General features: G+C 53.9%; 18 protein-coding genes. 15 read left to right on the forward strand and 3 right to left on the reverse strand.

The genetic code is table 11. The features are described from left to right. Positions 1-161: 161 nt before the first annotated feature. Genes KGZ92_07750 through rsmI form a run of 10 tightly spaced genes read left to right on the forward strand, consistent with a single transcriptional unit; the run spans position 162 to position 9,334 of the window. On the forward strand, positions 162-1,541 hold the full coding sequence (locus KGZ92_07750; protein MBS3889159.1) for an MATE family efflux transporter: 1,380 nt from the start codon (positions 162-164) through the stop codon (positions 1,539-1,541). A 38-nt stretch (positions 1,542-1,579) separates the two neighbouring features. Then, positions 1,580-1,759, forward strand: coding sequence for a hypothetical protein (locus tag KGZ92_07755; GenBank protein MBS3889160.1), 180 nt, complete (start codon positions 1,580-1,582; stop codon positions 1,757-1,759). Continuing rightward, a complete protein-coding gene (locus KGZ92_07760) occupies positions 1,756-3,156 on the forward strand; it encodes an aminotransferase class I/II-fold pyridoxal phosphate-dependent enzyme (protein MBS3889161.1) in 1,401 nt (466 codons plus the stop codon). The genes KGZ92_07755 and KGZ92_07760 overlap by 4 nt, the downstream gene beginning before the upstream one ends. Then, entirely contained in the window at positions 3,140-3,799 is a 660-nt protein-coding gene (locus KGZ92_07765) for a dTMP kinase (GenBank protein MBS3889162.1), read from the forward strand. Before KGZ92_07760 ends, KGZ92_07765 begins: the two co-directional genes overlap by 17 nt. Next, on the forward strand, positions 3,796-4,128 hold the full coding sequence (locus KGZ92_07770; protein ID MBS3889163.1) for a cyclic-di-AMP receptor: 333 nt from the start codon (positions 3,796-3,798) through the stop codon (positions 4,126-4,128). The genes KGZ92_07765 and KGZ92_07770 overlap by 4 nt, the downstream gene beginning before the upstream one ends. 13 nt (positions 4,129-4,141) lie before the next feature. Beyond that, positions 4,142-5,059, forward strand: a complete 918-nt coding sequence (locus KGZ92_07775) for a hypothetical protein (GenBank protein ID MBS3889164.1) — start codon at positions 4,142-4,144, stop codon at positions 5,057-5,059. Between the two features lie 15 nt (positions 5,060-5,074). Continuing rightward, positions 5,075-5,812, forward strand: coding sequence for a stage 0 sporulation family protein (locus KGZ92_07780; GenBank protein ID MBS3889165.1), 738 nt, complete (start codon positions 5,075-5,077; stop codon positions 5,810-5,812). Positions 5,813-5,844: 32 nt separating this feature from the next. Next, complete coding sequence (locus tag KGZ92_07785) at positions 5,845-7,722, forward strand: hypothetical protein (GenBank protein MBS3889166.1); 1,878 nt, start codon at positions 5,845-5,847, stop codon at positions 7,720-7,722. Continuing rightward, positions 7,719-8,480, forward strand: a complete 762-nt coding sequence (locus KGZ92_07790) for a tRNA1(Val) (adenine(37)-N6)-methyltransferase (GenBank protein MBS3889167.1) — start codon at positions 7,719-7,721, stop codon at positions 8,478-8,480. Before KGZ92_07785 ends, KGZ92_07790 begins: the two co-directional genes overlap by 4 nt. After that, on the forward strand, positions 8,477-9,334 hold the full coding sequence (gene rsmI / locus KGZ92_07795; GenBank protein MBS3889168.1) for a 16S rRNA (cytidine(1402)-2'-O)-methyltransferase: 858 nt from the start codon (positions 8,477-8,479) through the stop codon (positions 9,332-9,334). Before KGZ92_07790 ends, rsmI begins: the two co-directional genes overlap by 4 nt. Positions 9,335-9,384: 50 nt before the next feature. Here the strand turns inward: rsmI and KGZ92_07800 are convergent, their stop codons facing one another. Next, the gene (locus tag KGZ92_07800) at positions 9,385-9,630 is read right to left on the reverse strand and encodes an AbrB/MazE/SpoVT family DNA-binding domain-containing protein (protein ID MBS3889169.1); all 246 of its coding nucleotides are present in this window, start codon (positions 9,628-9,630) and stop codon (positions 9,385-9,387) included. Positions 9,631-9,814: 184 nt separating this feature from the next. Between KGZ92_07800 and metG the strand changes: the two genes are divergently transcribed. The 5 genes from metG (at position 9,815) to KGZ92_07825 (ending at position 15,100) form a co-directional block, all read left to right on the forward strand. Further along, entirely contained in the window at positions 9,815-11,728 is a 1,914-nt protein-coding gene (metG, locus tag KGZ92_07805) for a methionine--tRNA ligase (GenBank protein ID MBS3889170.1), read from the forward strand. A 5-nt stretch (positions 11,729-11,733) separates the two neighbouring features. Next, the gene (locus tag KGZ92_07810) at positions 11,734-12,516 is read left to right on the forward strand and encodes a TatD family hydrolase (GenBank protein MBS3889171.1); all 783 of its coding nucleotides are present in this window, start codon (positions 11,734-11,736) and stop codon (positions 12,514-12,516) included. After that, positions 12,473-13,369, forward strand: a complete 897-nt coding sequence (gene rsmA / locus KGZ92_07815; protein MBS3889172.1) for a 16S rRNA (adenine(1518)-N(6)/adenine(1519)-N(6))-dimethyltransferase RsmA — start codon at positions 12,473-12,475, stop codon at positions 13,367-13,369. The genes KGZ92_07810 and rsmA overlap by 44 nt, the downstream gene beginning before the upstream one ends. A 38-nt stretch (positions 13,370-13,407) precedes the next feature. Next, complete coding sequence (locus tag KGZ92_07820; GenBank protein MBS3889173.1) at positions 13,408-13,848, forward strand: ribonuclease H-like YkuK family protein; 441 nt, start codon at positions 13,408-13,410, stop codon at positions 13,846-13,848. A gap of 73 nt (positions 13,849-13,921) precedes the next feature. Further along, positions 13,922-15,100: an N-acetylmuramoyl-L-alanine amidase gene (locus tag KGZ92_07825; protein ID MBS3889174.1), complete on the forward strand. Its 1,179-nt coding sequence runs from the start codon at positions 13,922-13,924 to the stop codon at positions 15,098-15,100. Positions 15,101-15,372: 272 nt separating this feature from the next. Here the strand turns inward: KGZ92_07825 and KGZ92_07830 are convergent, their stop codons facing one another. Further along, positions 15,373-15,633, reverse strand: a complete 261-nt coding sequence (locus KGZ92_07830) for a hypothetical protein (protein ID MBS3889175.1) — start codon at positions 15,631-15,633, stop codon at positions 15,373-15,375. Between the two features lie 174 nt (positions 15,634-15,807). Next, positions 15,808-16,314, reverse strand: a complete 507-nt coding sequence (locus KGZ92_07835) for a hypothetical protein (GenBank protein MBS3889176.1) — start codon at positions 16,312-16,314, stop codon at positions 15,808-15,810. Positions 16,315-16,464 lie beyond the last annotated feature (150 nt).

Genomic DNA, 16,464 nt, shown 5'->3' on the forward strand with positions numbered 1-16,464 from the left:
CCTACCATTATTATCAATCATAAGACGTGACCCTCTGCAGAAAGTGTCACCGTTTTAGCGCGCTTTTACGCCACCCTGTGGAAGCGCGATTTTTTTGTGGGTAGAGACAGGTTCTGATGATATAATCAGGGAGAATTGAAGGCGTTAAAGGAGGGCTCAGCTTGGCCCAAGCCGCAGGTAAAGTCAAGCAGCAAGAGGAACTAACACAGCGAGCCATGCGGAAGAATATTTTGCGTATGGTTTGGCCTGCTACACTAGAGAGCACTCTCCAGATGACTGTAGGTATGGTGGCGATGGCCATGATTGGGCATGTCGGGCCCGGCGCAGTGGGAGCGGTGGGCCTCTCTAATCGTGTCACACAGATAGTGTGGGCGATTTTTGCCTCTATCGGCACAGGAGCAACGGTCCTTATAGCTCGCGCCGTAGGCGCCGGCGACAAAGAGGCGGCCAGGCGTACGGCGCAGCAGGCTCTAGTCGTGGCTATTGTGCTAGTGTGCGTTCTCACCCTGCTCGTAGTGTGGCAGGCACGCTGGCTAATGGTCACCTTATTTCGGGCTGAGGCATATACTCTCGATATGAGTTTCAGTTTCTTGGCATTGGTGGCCTGGGGCATGCCGTTTATGGCCGTCATGCAAGTGGTCGGCGCCGCGATGCGTGGGGCGGGCAATACGCGCACTCCCATGACTGTGGCCTTAGTGGTCAACATCATCAGTGTCTGCGCCAATTATGTGCTCATTTACGGGCACTTCGGGTTTCCGGCCCTTGGCCTGCGCGGGGCAGCCATTGCTACCATCAGCGCACAGAGCGTTGGCGCCGTGCTGGCGCTGTATTTTTTGGCCAGCGGCAGCGAATTTTCGTTTGCCTTGTTTAAGGGGTATGTTCTAGACACGAAGCTCGTACGGTCCATACTGAAGATTGGTGTGCCGGCTGCTGCCGAGATGATTTTTTGGCAGGCCGCCACTATTGTGCTCATGAGGCTTATCGTCGGCTTTGGCACGGAGGAGCTAGCGGCTCACCAGCTTGGCCTGACGGCAGAAAGCCTGAGCTACATGCCTGCAGTAGGTTTTGGCATTGCGGCCACAGCTTTCGTGGGCCAGAGCCTAGGGGCAGAGAATCCGCGCCAGGCCGCGAGGTATGTGGCTGAGATTCTACGCTACTGCCTCATTTTGACCGTGCTAACGGCATCAATACTCTTTTTTGTGCCCGAAATGATTATGGGCTTCTTGACACAAGATGCCGAGGTGATTCGCCTGGGGGCCATTTACTTGAGCCTGATGGCCGTAGCGCAGTTCCCGCAGCAAATCGCCGGAGTACTAAACGGCGCGCTACGCGGCGCAGGAGATACTAAGGCCCCTATGTATATCGGTGGTATCGGGTTGTGGCTCATTCGGTTGCCGTTGGCATTTTTTCTGAGCCAGAACTTGGGGTTAGGAATCACCGGAGTTTGGGTGGCGATGACCATAGATTTGTTTTTTCGCTTTGGCTTGAGTAGCTATCGCTACTACCGCGGCCACTGGAAGAGTAACTTGCGCATCACTTGATAGTGATGCGGCAAAGAGTCTTAGAGGAGGTGCTTCGTTTGGAAGTGAGCGCATGTGTCATTTGTGGCCAAAGTAAGCGCCAGGGGCTTAGCATTTGTCAGCAGTTCGTCTGTGACGAGTGCGAGCTCGCCATAATTGGCGCAGACAGTCAGAGCGAAGACTACAATGTTCTGTTAAACAAGCTCAAAGTTGTCTGGCAGGGGTTTACTAATGCATGAATATTAGTAACCGTGCCCCGCTGTGGGAAGCTATAAAAGAGCACCATAGCCGCGCCTCCTACCCTTTTCATGTGCCTGGGCACAAGGGCGGGCGCGGTTTGCCAAGTGAGTTTAGGGCGGACTGGGCGCCTTATGATTTGACCGAGCTCCCAGGGCTAGATAACCTGCTCTGTCCGAGTGGACCGATTTTGGCAGCGGAAGCCTTGGCGGCAGAGTGGGCGGGGGCGAGAGCCACGCATTTTACGACTAATGGGAGTAGCGCCGCGCTGATCGCCGCTGTGCTAGCCTGTTGTGCGCGGGGGTCTCAGGTAGTCTTGCCGCAAAATGCTCACTTAAGCCTCTTTCACGCTTGTGTGCTCGGCGATCTTTGCCCCGTTTTTGTACCGGTATCACTAGATAACCGCCTAGGTATTCCTCTCGGGTTTACGCCCGCTGCGCTCAGGCAGGTGCTTAGCACTACACAAGCCTCGCTCGTGGTGCTAGTTCATCCCACCTATCATGGGGTTTGTGGCGATGTTGCCGCGCTCTCAGTTGTTTGCCGCGAGTTTGGTGTGCCCCTCTTGGTGGACGAAGCGCACGGTACGCACCTCTTGTTGGCGGACAAGGCCCCTTTCTCAGCTGTCCGGCAAGGCGCTGACCTTGTGGTGCAAAGCGTACACAAAACGGGGACAGCCCTGACAGGTGCGGCCTGGCTGCACTGTATGGCCGAGCAGTGGGCTGAGAGAAGCAAAGAGGCGCTAAGGTTGGTGCAATCTACCTCGCCCTCCTATCCCTTGCTCGCATCGCTAGATCTAGCGCGAGCGAATATGCAAAGAAAGGGTCCGCCGCTACTCACAGAGGCTGTGCGGGTGGCTCAGTTGGCCCGTCAGTTACTGCCCTGCTTTACTCCGCCCCTGCCGTACCGGCAAGATCCCCTGCGCTTAGTTATAGATTGTGCTAAGCTTGGACTAAGTGGTTACGAACTAGAGCGGCTGCTTGTGCGGCGCGGGGTATGGCCCGAAATGGTGGAGCCACATGTTGTCACCCTGGTTTGGGGCCTGTACGATGGAGAAGAGGCCCTCATGTGCCTGAAAGAGGCCGTTTCTCATCTGCCCTGCACCGTAAGCCCAGTATTTTCGCCCCCAGAATCGCTACCTCTGCCGCTTTGTCCCACAGTTTTGCGCCCTGCAGAGGCCTACTGGCAGGAGAAAGTAGGCATTCCCCTTAACGAAGCCTGCGGCAGAATCGCCGGCGCACCAGTCACACCCTATCCCCCCGGTATTCCTGTTATTTGGCCGGGGCAAATGTTTACAGAAGAATGCGTAGAGTACATTATGTCGAGGCGAGACACTTCCCCGAGCAAGGGCGAGAGTCAGGCCAGAGAAGTGAAGGTGTTAGTCCATGACAAGGGCTCCTAAGGGGTTATTTATTTCGCTCGAGGGTCCAGACGGCTGCGGAAAAACAACACAAGCCAGAGCCGTGCAAAAAGAGTTGGCGCAACAAGGAGTTAAATCCATACTTACCCGCGAGCCGGGCGGCACGCCGCTAGGCGAGGCGATTCGCGAGATGCTGCTTTCCCCGTCTAGTTGCGGCATGAGCCCACGCACAGAAATGCTGCTCTACGCCGCCAGCCGTGCACAGCATGTCGATGAAGTAGTGAGGCCGCACCTCGAGGCAGGTGTTTCTGTCATTTGCGACCGCTTTATTGATTCTAGCCTCGTGTACCAGGGGGTGGGGCTCGCGCTTGGGATGGACCAAGTTCTCGAGGTTAATTTAGTGGCAACGGGCGGGCTGCTGCCCGACCTGACCATAGTTCTCTACCAGAGCGCCAGTAAGGCGAGGGAGAGACTTAACATGAAGCTCAGTAAGACTAAAACAACGACAGACCGCATAGAATCCCGCGATTTTGTTTATCAGGAGCGTGTCGCGGAGGGGTATCTGCGCCTAGCAGAGCTTTTTCCTCGGCGCGTGGTGCTACTTAATGCTGATGATTCTGTCGAGGAGATTACCCGTGGTATAATGAGTAAAGTACACCAATTAGAAAGGGGAGACAGGCAGTGAAGTTGGTTATAGCCGTAGTCCAAGACAAAGATAGTCAGAGTCTCGTAGAAGTGCTGGTAGAGAAGGGTTTTAGGGCCACTAAATTGGCCAGCACGGGTGGCTTTCTTAAGGCTGGCAACACCACTCTCCTAGTCGGTGTAGAAGACCGAGACGTACCCACTGTGCTGGCTGCTATCCGCGATATTTGCCAGGCGAGGGAAGAGCTGGTCACCCCCATGGCGCCCATGGGCAGTGGTGCCGTAGAGTCCTACGTGCCCTATCCGATAGAAGTTTTAGTAGGTGGAGCCACAGTGTTCGTCGTAGACGTGGCCGAGTTTCATCGTTACTAGGGAGGTTTTGCTCTTGTGGCAGGACATCGTTTCGCATAAGCGTATAACAGAAACACTGGGGCGCGCCATAGACAGCGGCAAAATTGGACATGCCTACCTGTTTTTGGGGCCCAAAGGTGTAGGCAAAAGAGCTATGGCGGAGGCTTTTGCGAGGGGCATTGTCGCTAGCAGAGGGCCCCTGCCGCACCCAGAGATTACGGAGGTGCAGGCCGGCACACCTAGCGTGCTCATCGATCAAATGCGCGAGCTAAAGCAAAATGCCCTTCTGACGCCCTTAGTAGGTATGCGCAAGGTGTATATTGTGCATAGGGCGGACAAGCTTACTCCGCAGGCAGCAAATAGTTTGCTGCAAATTCTTGAAGAACCCCCACCCTCGGTGGTCATCATTTTGCTGGCTAACACCCCGAGTGTCTTGCCGACAATTCGTTCGCGGTGCCAAACGATACACTTTGGCGCACTCGATCAGGCACAGACTCTAGAGGTGCTCGAGAAAGTAGGCCCCGCTGCGTATGATAAGGCGCAAATGATGAAAGTGGCACGACTCTCTTTCGGTAGCCCGGGTGAGGCCTTGCGACTCTTAGAGGACGAGGGCAAGGGGCTCTTGGCTCTAGAGGAGTGGGTGGCGGGGTACCTAGAGCTCACTCGCGAAGAAAGACTCAGCTACTTGGTCAAGCTAGAGAAAGAACAGGAAGCTCTCTATGACTATGTGTACTACCTCGCGGTATGGATGCGCGATCTAATATACTGTAAACTAGGCCTAGAGCGCCATGTGGCCTGGGTGAGTAGGGGTGAGCTAGAGAAGCAAGCTGCCTCTTACGATTTAAGCGAGCTCCAGGCAAAGCTAAATGCACTGTACGGCTTGCTGGTGCAGTGGGGGCCCGGGATAAGCAAACGTTTGGTGCTCGATCAGCTGCTCGTGGTGGGCAGGTAGAGGAGAGGTTGTCAATTGCCAGAGGTCATAGGTGTGCGCTTTAAGCGCTTAGGTAAAGTCTATCATTTCGATCCCATGGGGATTCCCCTTGAGGTGGGGGATTTTTGCGTTGTTGAGACCGCGCGAGGGCTCGAGTATGGCGAGGTGGCGAGCCAGCCCCGGGAAGTGCAGAGCGAAGCTGTGGTCGCGCCGCTTAAAGGCGTGGTCCGCAAAGCCACGGCAGAAGACCAGGCGAGGGTTGTCGCTAAAGAGAAGTTTGAAGAAGAAGCCTTTGTCGTGGCGCAAGAGAAGATTGCCGCGCACAAGCTAGAGATGAAGCTAGTAGATGTGGAATCGGCCTTTGACGGCTCGAAGATTCTCTTTTATTTTACGGCTGAGGGCAGAGTAGATTTTAGAGAACTAGTTAAAGACCTAGCGGCTGTGTTTAAGACTCGGATCGAACTCAGGCAAATCGGGGTGCGCGATGAGGCCAAGATGTTAGGCGGCTTAGGTCCCTGTGGGCGCATGCTTTGCTGTGCTACTTTTCTCGGTGATTTTGCCCCCGTATCCATTAAAATGGCCAAAGAGCAGCATCTATCTCTCAACCCGGCCAAGATTTCTGGGTTGTGCGGACGACTAATGTGCTGCTTGCGGTATGAATGTAATTTGCCGGAGGTACTTGCCGCACTCGGCACGACCACCAGGCCGCAGTGTACCGAGGGTGAAGGGCATACTTGCTGCAAGACTAGGGCTGTAGCGGACGAAAAAGAGTAGCAGAGTGGCGTGACTTTGCGAGCAGGGAGGTGGTGGTCACGTTAGGCATAGATAGAATGACGCGCACTTACTTGCTGTCTATGTTAGCCGTGCTACTAGGTGTAGTGGGCTATGTGACCACAGTGGTAGACTTTGGGCAACAAATGAGGCCGCGAGTAGAGGCACGTCGAACAGCTGAAGTACCGCTTCAGGTTATTAGCACCCTAGAGGGCTTGCCCCCGCAGCAGTTGGGTTGGCCTGGCCAAGTAGCCGTGGCTAAGGACAGGATTTTTGTCGTAGATCGACTGGCCACGCAGCCTGTAATCAAAGCATTTTCGCTGCAAGGTGAGTTCAAGTACGGTTTTGGCGCCTTAGGTAGCGAAGGCTTAGCACAAGTGATGGATATAACTCTTGACCCTGAGGGCAATGTGGTAGTGCTTGATGCCTCTCCGGCGATTGTGGTTTTTAACGAGGCGGGCGTCCGCATAAGGCGGATGGATCTATCACACTTTGATGAGCGGTTTACCGTAGATTGGGCGACGAGCATCATCGCTACAGAGGCAGGTTTCTACGTGCTTTCTCTAGATAGCTTGCTGCATATCGACCGGCGAGGGCGGGTGCTCGCCTCTACACGAGGCAGACAAGAGGATATCTTTCTCGGGGTCGCCCCATCGGAGTTTCACATGGGGCCCTCTGGCCTAGTTATGCGCGAAGGACGAGTATGGGTAGCGGACTCTGTGCACGGGCGATTGGTGCGCCTAGGTGAGCATAGCGACTTCGACCTCGCCCTGCCATTGCCTAAGGCGGGCGACGTCGCGCCCTACCCCACTAGTGTCGTAGTTGATGCCGAAGGTAACTTCTTGGTGGTAGACGCGGCCCAGCAAACACTACTTGCGCTTTCGCCCGACGGCGCAAAAATATGGGAAGTCAGGCTGAACACGAGGCTCGAAAATCAAGCGGGGGCCGACATCGCTGACATCGCCCTAGGGCCTGATGGCAAAATCTATGTCAGCAATTTTCTCACCGGCAAAATCGAGAGCTTTAGCGTCACCAATGGGCGGCAAGCAGGGCGGCAAGAAATACTCGCCGCAGAGGCCAAGTTTCTCTTCCCACGCGATTTAGCCCTCGCTGGGGATGCGCTCTACATTTTAGGCTCGCAAGTGGGCATGAACAGAGCAATGCAAATCTACCGCCACGACTTAGCATCTGGACAAGGGTCGACCATTGTGCGCGCCGACCTAGGCGGCGCAGTGCGCCTAGCTACTTTTAACGGCCTCTTGTATGTGCTGACCGAGCGACGCATCTTAGTGTTTACGAGCGCAGGTGGGCTACAGAACGTGATTGGCGAAGACAGTAGCCCCTGGGGTGGCTTTGGCGTGGTCAGCCCCTTTGGCACCGAATTAGGGCCGCAAGCCATAGAGATTGACGGCGAGGGGCAGATCTGGGTTAGCGACACATTTAGACACCGCCTGCTTGTCTTTGCTGCGAACGGAGAATTTTCTCATGAAGTAGCTCTCGATGCCGAGATCTGGCCGGGGGGACTGGCCTTTTTGCCGGACAACACCCTGCTCATTCTCAACTCTCTGGCTGGTCAAATCATCCGCACAGACAGAGAGGGGCAGACGCTTGGCGTACATGGCGAGCGGGGCACTCGACTGGGGCAACTAGGTGTGTTAGAGGACATGGGCTTCTTGGGTGGGGCCGCGGACATTGTAGTTGATAGTGAAGATGTCTTCTATGTTGTAGACACTATTAATAACAGAGTGCAGCAATTCTCCTTAGAGGGAGCTCCCCTGTTCGCTAGGGGTAATTTTGGCAGCGGAGAAGGAGAGGTTTATGGGCCCCAGGCAGTAGCTTACTACCCTTCTCAAGCGGCCTATTTTCTGGCAGACATGCGCAATCACCGCGTCAAGCTGGTGCAACTGAGATGAACAATAGGCCTCCTGAGTTTATCGAACCAGGCGAGCGCATCGACAACCTCGAGCGCGGCGGGTTGCGGATTATACAAAACCCTAGCTTTTTTTGTTTTTCTCTCGATGCCGTGCTTTTGGCGCATTTTGCGCCGGTGCAGAACTATGACCGCGTGATGGATCTCTGCACAGGCAGTGGAATCATTCCTCTCTTGCTCTCCACTAGGGCCAAGGGCCTTAAACAAGTGGGTCTCGAGCTCTGTGCCGAAACAGCGGAGCGCGCAGGGAGAAGTATGCGTCTTAATCGCTTAGAGGAGAGCATTGAAGTAGTGAATGGGGATGTGCGACAGGTCAGGCAGCTGTTCCCAACACAAAGGTTCAATTTGGTGACGGTCAATCCGCCTTACTTGCCGCTCGGACAAGGGGAAACAAGCGGTAAGGACGCGCGTAGCATGGCGCGCCATGAAGTGACGCTCACCTTGGCCGAGGTAGTGCGAGCTGCCGCTTACTTGCTACCAACAGGTGGCCGACTAGCTATGGTGCACCGCGCCTGTCGGTTAGCTGACATACTCATAACTTTGCGGGAGAACCGCCTTGAACCGAAGCTTTTGCGTTTTGTGCATACTAAGGTTCAGGCTCCGAGTAGCCTAGTGCTTCTCGAAGCCGTCAGAGACGCCAAGCCCCTGCTCAAAGTAGGGGTGCCTATTTACATCCACAAGGCAGATGGGACATACACCTGCGAGCTACAAGAGCTTTATGCTGGGGGAGAGTTGAGATGACAGGAACGCTCTATGTGTGTGCCACGCCTATCGGCAATCTTCAAGATGTCTCGCTGCGGCTCTTGACCACGCTTCGTACTGTGGACATAGTGGCAGCCGAGGACACTAGGCATAGTTTGCAGCTCATGCGCCACTTTGCTATCGAGACTGAGCTTACCAGCTACCATGAGCACAGCAAGCAGTCGCGGTCCGATTACTTAGTGGCGGCGCTCTTAGCGGGTAAGAACATTGCCTTAATCAGCGACGCGGGCATGCCAGGCATATCTGACCCTGGCGAAGAAATTATAGCTACTTGTATAGAAAAAGGCATAAGGGTGGTCATAGTTCCCGGGCCCATGGCCGGAGTGGCGGCCTTGGTTGTTTCCGGCTTACCGACAGGCCGGTTTGCCTTCGAAGGCTTCTTGCCGCGCAGTCGCCAAGAGCGGCGCGAAGTGCTGGTAAATTTGCTTGACGAAGAGCGCACCATGGTCTTTTACGAGGCCCCACACAGACTAGAGGACACCTTGACCGACATGGTACAGATCTTTGGGGATAGGAAGGTCGCTCTGGCGCGAGAACTCACCAAAGCATTTGAGGAGGTTAAGCGTGGCTCCCTGGCCGCCCTACTAGAGACAGTTAAGTCTAGCGGCGTGCGCGGGGAGCTCGTGCTAGTAGTTGAGGGAGCCATCAGGAATAAAGAAGGTCTGCCTGCGGAAAAACAAGACAGCGAAGCCTTAGTGACCATGTTGCTAGAGCAGGGGCTTTCGCCTGCACAAGCGAGTCGGCATGCTGCAAAGCTTGGCGGTGCGCCCCGGGCGTTGCTCTATGCCCTGGCGGTCCGCCTAAGCAAGCAAGAGCAAAAGAGCGATTCTTGAAAGACGAAGAGAAAAAAGGGCAAAAAAAAGGCGCCTAAGCGCCCATATGATTACTTTTGGTTATTCATTATGCCTAGGCATTCGCGACAGATGTTCTTGTTCTTGTAATTCACCATGTCTGCTGCACTGTGGCAGAAAATGCAGGCAGGCTCGTACTTCTTGAGAATGATCTTTTCGTTGTCCACGTAAATCTCGAGAGAATCCTTTTCCTCGATACCCAATGTGCGGCGGAGTTCGATAGGAATAACCACCCTACCTAGTTCATCTACTTTGCGGACTATACCTGTTGATTTCATTGTTAATTTCCTCCTCTACAAATTTCGACATAATTCTACACCCAGAAAATAGTATACCAATGCTACCAATAGCTGTCAATATATTGTCATTAAAAGATTTTCTTATAGGTGGTTTTTTTGCACTCACCACTAGCGCCATTTTAGCGGTACTCTAGTAAATTTACGACGTAAGGAGAGCATTTCAATGACGAAAAATAAGTTCTACGTCACCACACCACTCTACTACACCAACGCTAATATCCATGTTGGACATGCTTACACTACCGTAATCGCGGATGCTCTAGCGCGGTTCAAGCGACTCAAGGGGCTAGATGTCTGTTTTCTCACGGGCACTGATGAGCATGGTCAGAAAGTTGAGCAAAAGGCGCAGGCGGCAGGCAAGGACCCGCAGGTTTTCGTCGATGAGCTCGTCATGGACATCAAAGAAATTTGGGAGACCCTAGATATTTCTTACGACGTCTTTATACGCACGACCGACGCCCACCATGTGGCTGCAGTCCAAGACATCTTCAGGCGTCTGTACAACCAAGGTGACATTTACAAGAGCGAATATCAAGGCCATTACTGTGTTTCTTGCGAGGCCTTTTGGACGGAGCGTCAATTGAGTGAGGGTAAGTGCCCTGACTGCGCGCGATCCGTAGACTGGGTGACTGAGGAAAGTTACTTTTTCCGTCTATCCAAGTATCAAGATCGGCTGCTCAAACACTTGGAGGAGAACCCAGACTTTCTACAGCCAACCTCCCGGCGCAATGAAATGATTAACAACTTCTTAAAGCCAGGGCTCACTGATCTTTGTGTATCGCGCACCACGCATAAGTGGGGCATACCAGTTCCCTTTGACAACAAACATGTCATTTACGTATGGCTCGATGCCTTAAGCAACTACATAACTGCCATCGGGTATGGGTGGGGAGAAGAGGGGTTCGCCAAGTACTGGCCTGCCGACCTGCACCTGATGGGCAAAGAAATAGTGCGGTTTCACGCCATCATCTGGCCGATAATCCTCATGGCGCTAGATTTGCCACTGCCCAAAAAAGTATATGGCCATGGTTGGCTGCTCTTTGGCAATGACAAAATGTCAAAATCCAAAGGCAATGTGGTGTCACCCCGACTGCTGGTGCAAAAATATGGCTCAGACGCCCTGCGTTACTACCTACTGCGTGACATTCCCTTTGGCAGTGACGGCAACTTTACCGAGGAGCTCTTTATCAATCGCCTGAACACTGATTTGGCCAACGACTTAGGCAATCTCGTCAGTCGCACTGTCGCCATGGTGGAAAAGTACTTTGACGGCGTCCTTCCCGCGCCCCATGAAGGCGCGAAAGAGGGGCAGGACGATGAGCTCGTGCGTATCGCGCGGGGTGCGCTGCCCATAGTAGAGAGAGAGATGGACAATCTGCAGTTTAGTTTAGCCCTAGGGGCCATACTAGATGTAGTTGCCCGTGCCAACAAGTACATCGACGACAATAGCCCCTGGGCCTTAGCAAAGGAAGGCAAGAAGGAGCGCCTGGCGACCGTACTCTACAACTTGGCAGAGTCGCTGCGCATTGTGGGCGTGTTGCTGGAGCCCTTTATGCCCCGCACCCCACGCCGAATTTGGCAGCAGCTGGGCCTAGCTGCCAGGGAGCATGCCGCACTAGTAGAGTGGCAGAGCGCGGGGCAGTTTGGGTTGTTGCCGGCAGGCTTACAAGTGAAAAAAGGCGAGGCGCTCTTCCCACGGGTCGAGTTGCCCGCGGCAGAGCTGCCGCCACAAATTGAGCCGCCCTTAGAGCCGAGTGTCGATTACGCTGACTTCGCCAAACTTGACTTGCGCTTGGCCGATATTGTGGCCGCAGAAAAGGTGGCTAAAGCCGACAAGCTGCTAAAGCTGACCGTATCTTTAGGGGGCGAGATGAGGACGGTGGTGGCCGGCATTGCCGAGCACTACAAGCCAGAGGACGTAGTCGGCCTTCAGGTAGTCATCGTGGCTAACTTAAAACCAGCCAAGATTCGCGGCATTCTGTCCGAAGGCATGGTCTTGGCCGCCTCACAAGGGGAAATTTTGTCCTTGCTAACACCCTTTAAGAGCGGACTAGGGGCTGGGTCGAAGGTGAAGTGACAAAAGTGTTTATAGATAGTCACGCTCATCTCTGCGATGAGCGTTTTGCCCCTGACCTCTTGGATGTTCTAGAGCGGGCGAGGGCCGTGGGTGTGTCGCGCATAGTCACCGTTGGCTACAGCATGGTCTCCTCACAGCGGGCGGTAGAGCTGGCTAGGGGCAGCAGCCTCGTTTGGGCTACAGTCGGCATTCATCCCCACGATGCGCCCGAGTGTAGCCCCGAGAATCTTCAGCAGTTAGAGGCTTGGCTTAGGCAGGGCGAGGCGGTAGCGCTAGGCGAAGTAGGACTCGACTACTACTGGAACACCTGGAGCAAAGAGGTGCAGCAGGCGGCCTTTACGGCGCAAATTGCTTTAGCTAAGAGTTTAGCAGTACCCTTTGTGGTGCATAACCGCGACGCGCATGCCGATGTGCTCAAAATTCTTAAGGCACACGCTCCTTTTCCTGCTGGGTTTATCATGCACTGCTTTTCGGGCAGCAGCGAGGTGGCGAGCGAGTGTTTGCGCTTAGGAGGCTACTTGTCTTTTGCGGGTCCGGTCACTTTTCAGAATGCACACAAGCTCCAGGCGGTGGCCAAAAGCGTGCCCCTAGAGCGCTTGCTGATTGAAACAGACTGCCCTTATCTCTCGCCTCATCCGCTGCGCGGGCAGCGCAACGAGCCTGCACGCGTTGTCCTCGTGGCCGAGGCCTTAGCTGCCTTGCACGGCGTGGAGACGGAGAGAATTGCAGAGGCTACGACGAAGAATGCAGAGGCCTTACTTGGGCGTGGGGGTGGCTTTGGTGAATGACTTAACGAGGCCGAGCCGAGTGGCGGAGCTACTGCGGCAATTTGAGCTAGCGCCCAGTAAAGGCTTGGGGCAAAATTTCTTGGTGGACAGAAACGCCCTAACTAAAATAGTGGACGCCGCCGAGATAAATAGTAATGACACTTGTCTTGAAGTTGGGCCTGGGCTTGGCACCCTGACGCGTGAACTAGCGGAACGCGCGCGGAGTGTCATCGCCATCGAAAAGGACAAAAAGCTATCGCCCGTTCTCGCCCACACCCTTTCGTCCCATCCTAATGTCAAGGTGCACTTTGCCGATGCCCTGCAAGTTGATATCGCGGCACTTCTCGCAGACTATGAGCCGCCCTTTAAGGTAGTGGCCAACTTGCCGTACTATGTGACTACGCCACTGGTCATGACCCTCTTAGAGAGCCCGGTACCTTTTCTGCGGCTAGTAATCCTCGTGCAAAAAGAAGTCGCCGAGCGCATGTGTGCGACACCTCAAACCGGGGATTACGGAGCACTTTCTCTTGCCGTGCAGTACTACTCTGAGGTCAGCATCGTGGCTAAAATTACGCCGAACTGCTTCTTTCCTCCGCCTAAAGTGGCGTCAAGTGTCGTAATGTTGCAGAAGCGTACGAACCCTGCGGCATATTATGGAGTGAAGAGCCCCGACTTGCTATTTAAGTTGGTTCGGGCGGCTTTCGGGCAGAGGCGCAAGACCTTGCATAACGCCCTGTCACAGGGTCTCGATCTGGAGCGCAGCGATGTGCAGTCCCTACTGCAAAAATGTAACATCCCTGAAAATGCGCGAGGGGAAACCCTCGACCTGGCAGCCTTTGTTTCCCTGGCCAATACGGCGCTAGAGCTCATCTAGGAGGGGTCACTTTGTTTGTTAGTCCCACGCGCGGCGTAATGACTTTAGAGCAGATGGTCGGCGACATCGCCAACTATGTGCGCGAGGACCACAGCGCCGATTATCGCCTCATGATCGGCACAGACTCGCACACCAAGCAGGGTACCCACATGGTCACGGCTATCATTATTCAAAGAGTGGGCAGAGGTGCGCGGTATTTTTACCGGCACTCCAAGCACCTCTCCATGCGTAGTCTGCGGCAAAAGCTGTTTTACGAAACCTCGCTGAGCCTCGAGGTGGTGTTTGCCTTGCGCGATAAACTAGCAAGAAGCTTTTTGGCAGGCTTACGTATGGAGATCCATGTGGATGCCGGCTATGTAGGTCCTACACGCGAACTAATCCGCGAGGTGGTAGGCATGGTGGTGGCCAATGGCCTAGTTGCCCAAGTAAAGCCGTATTCTTTCGCGGCCTCCGCAGTTGCTAACAAGTACACTAAGTAGTTGTGACAGAGACTACGGGCAATTCATACACTGCTAGAGGAGGGGCGCCTCACAGAGAGGGGAGTGTAGAGTTTTGTCGACAACGGAACTTATTGTTAATGGTCGCACAGTCGAGGATGGCGCGCTGGTATATTTTTCGGGCGTGCCTTTTGGTTTCATTAGGCCCATATTTCAGGTACTAGGTGGCACAGTGGCTTGGCAAAGCAGAGAAAACCAGGTAGTGGTAACTTGGCACAGCAATTTCTTACTTATCCCCGCTACAGGCAATGGCATTATCTTAAATGGGCAGCCACGCACCTTTGCAGAGGCTCACCGCACCGTAGATGGTAGACTTTGTGTAAGTCTTGCGGATCTGGCAGCCGTGTTCTTGGGCACTTTGCGTCCTTTTGCGGAGCAACTGCATCTTTTTCTCCCCACGGGGTTACTAACTGGCCTTACTATCACCAGAGATTCTTTAGTGATTAACTGGACGGGTCAGGTAGAGCATCTAACGACAGGAGAAGACCCAGCCCACGGGCTCTCACTCCTAGGGGCGTCGTGGGCCCTGCCAATTGGGGGCTTGGTAATTAAGCAGTCTGAAGCGGGACACCTAGTCGTGAATTTAGATACAGATGGGCGCCCGCTTGACATTGGTGTCGGTGAACAAAGCTTGCGCCTAGCCTGGAAAACACCACAGCAAAAGCTCGAGGGCCTTGTTGTAGCGCTTGATGCGGGGCATGGTGGGCAACAACCGGGCGCGGTCGGCGTGGCTGGCACACTCGAAAAAGTGTTGGCCCGGCAGGTAGTCGACCTGCTGTCGCCGCGCTTGCGTGAAGCGGGGGCGGAGGTAGTAGATATCCGCCCGGGCGATGAAACGGTCTCTTTGGCCGAAAGAGTAAGGCGCACCCGAGTGAGCAAGGCAGAGCTCTTTGTCAGCATTCACTACAATGCCCATGAAAATAGAAGTGCCCATGGCACGGAGACTTTTCATGCCACGGGCAACGTGGAGGCGGCGAGTTTGGCCCTTTTCGTACAGGGCGAATTAGTGGCCGCACTTGGCCTGCGAGACAGGGGCGTTAAGCAGGCGGCGTTCCATGTTATTAGAGCACAGCCAGAGATACCGTCCATCCTCGTAGAAATAGGTTTCTTAACAAACCCCACGGAAGAGCAATTTTTGCTAAGGTACGACACCCTGCAAAAAACAGCTGACGCCCTCTATGCCGGCATCTGCCGCTACGTGGAGAGCCGCGAGAAGCAAAGGACTTCCCGTTAAAACCTACTTCCGAGCAATTCTGTGACAAAGGGGACGGCAGGCTGTGTGAAAAGCCCCCCTCTTTCGCGAAATCATCTCCAATCATCGATGCGAAGAAGAAACGTTTGTTAACCACAGAGTACACAGATAAAAGCAAGAGAGAAACAAGGAACTAGTTAAGCAAGCGGCATCGTTCCATCTTCCTCTCTTTTCCACGCCTCTGTGTGCTCTGTGGTTGAAATCGTGCCTCTTCGGCACCGGGGGCGGCATACTGTCGCGTCTTCTGCGTCTACCTACGAGCCCATTTTGCGCGCGAATTCCTTATAATCAATCACCAAACTAATGAGCGCACCGTTGACGAAAAGGAACGGCAATATCCCTGTATAGACAACAATTCCATGAGGAATCTGGGTATTGAACATAGCCTGTACAAATTCCTGAAATTGCGGGCTAATCACAGCGGAAAACAGCATGGAGACCAATAGTAGTAGAACGGTGCGACCAGACGGAGTCACCTTGCCGAGTAAGGAGACTCCAACAGTAACCCTTTTCACGGATACCCCTCCTAATGTTACTTGTATTCTCTTAATTTTACACTGAGCATCCTCAGATGTATATAACATATTCAGACATTTTCTAGAGTTTGTCACTTTCGAGCTGCCGTCCCCCTTGTCAAAGCGTACCTAGTCTCCTCGCCTAAAATTAGCGTGTTCGACAGAGTAAGGGTTCTATGTTGCTAAGGGTCTCTCGAATTCGCCTTTTGTCACCCGACGAAACAACTCGTTATCCAAATGCGTCATGATTATGCGTGAACTCTCAATCGCATGGAGGATTCGGCGATCTATTTCGGGGTCTACTCCCGGGCCGCGATAACGGGCGATCATCTCCGGCTGAACATAGATAAAGTAGGTTACAGGTGATTGGTCGATCGCGGTTCCAGGTGGATGACCTACCAATAGGAGTTGCCTATTAAGCTCGTCGTTAAACGCATGGCTTACCTGTTGCGCTGCTAGTACCCATGCAGCTGCGATCCTAGTAGCATCTACATGCTCTTCAGGAGTAGCCGTGGCAGCCTTGGTAAAAAATTTATCAGCGCGAGTCACACATGCCAAAAAACGTCCTGCAGCCCACGATAAGCGGAGGCGATCGTCCGCCCTACGCTGCAAGGTGAGGTGAAAGATACTGCCAACTACAAGCGCGATAACCACAGCTATGGTTGCCAACCTCTTAACCAATTTCATTCCCCCTGTCAGAAATATGATGCAATGGCAATGGTGTGTGGCACAAGGACAATGTTGTGGCACGATGACACAACGCTAGTAGCGACAGCGGGGACGGTTCGTTTTGTCGGTATTTTGCGACAAAACGAACCGTCCCCGCTGTCG

This window comes from Bacillota bacterium (genome assembly GCA_018333655.1).
GTDB lineage: Bacteria > Bacillota > UBA994 > UBA994 > UBA994 > BS524.

Coding starts and splice junctions, on each gene's coding strand:
- metG (MBS3889170.1), top strand. CDS start 9,815: ATGACGAAAAATAAGTTCTACGTCACCACACCACTCTACTACACCAAC.
- rsmA (MBS3889172.1), top strand. CDS start 12,473: ATGCAGAGGCCTTACTTGGGCGTGGGGGTGGCTTTGGTGAATGACTTA.
- KGZ92_07800 (MBS3889169.1), bottom strand. CDS start 9,630: ATGAAATCAACAGGTATAGTCCGCAAAGTAGATGAACTAGGTAGGGTG.
- KGZ92_07765 (MBS3889162.1), top strand. CDS start 3,140: ATGACAAGGGCTCCTAAGGGGTTATTTATTTCGCTCGAGGGTCCAGAC.
- rsmI (MBS3889168.1), top strand. CDS start 8,477: ATGACAGGAACGCTCTATGTGTGTGCCACGCCTATCGGCAATCTTCAA.
- KGZ92_07790 (MBS3889167.1), top strand. CDS start 7,719: ATGAACAATAGGCCTCCTGAGTTTATCGAACCAGGCGAGCGCATCGAC.
- KGZ92_07820 (MBS3889173.1), top strand. CDS start 13,408: ATGACTTTAGAGCAGATGGTCGGCGACATCGCCAACTATGTGCGCGAG.
- KGZ92_07760 (MBS3889161.1), top strand. CDS start 1,756: ATGAATATTAGTAACCGTGCCCCGCTGTGGGAAGCTATAAAAGAGCAC.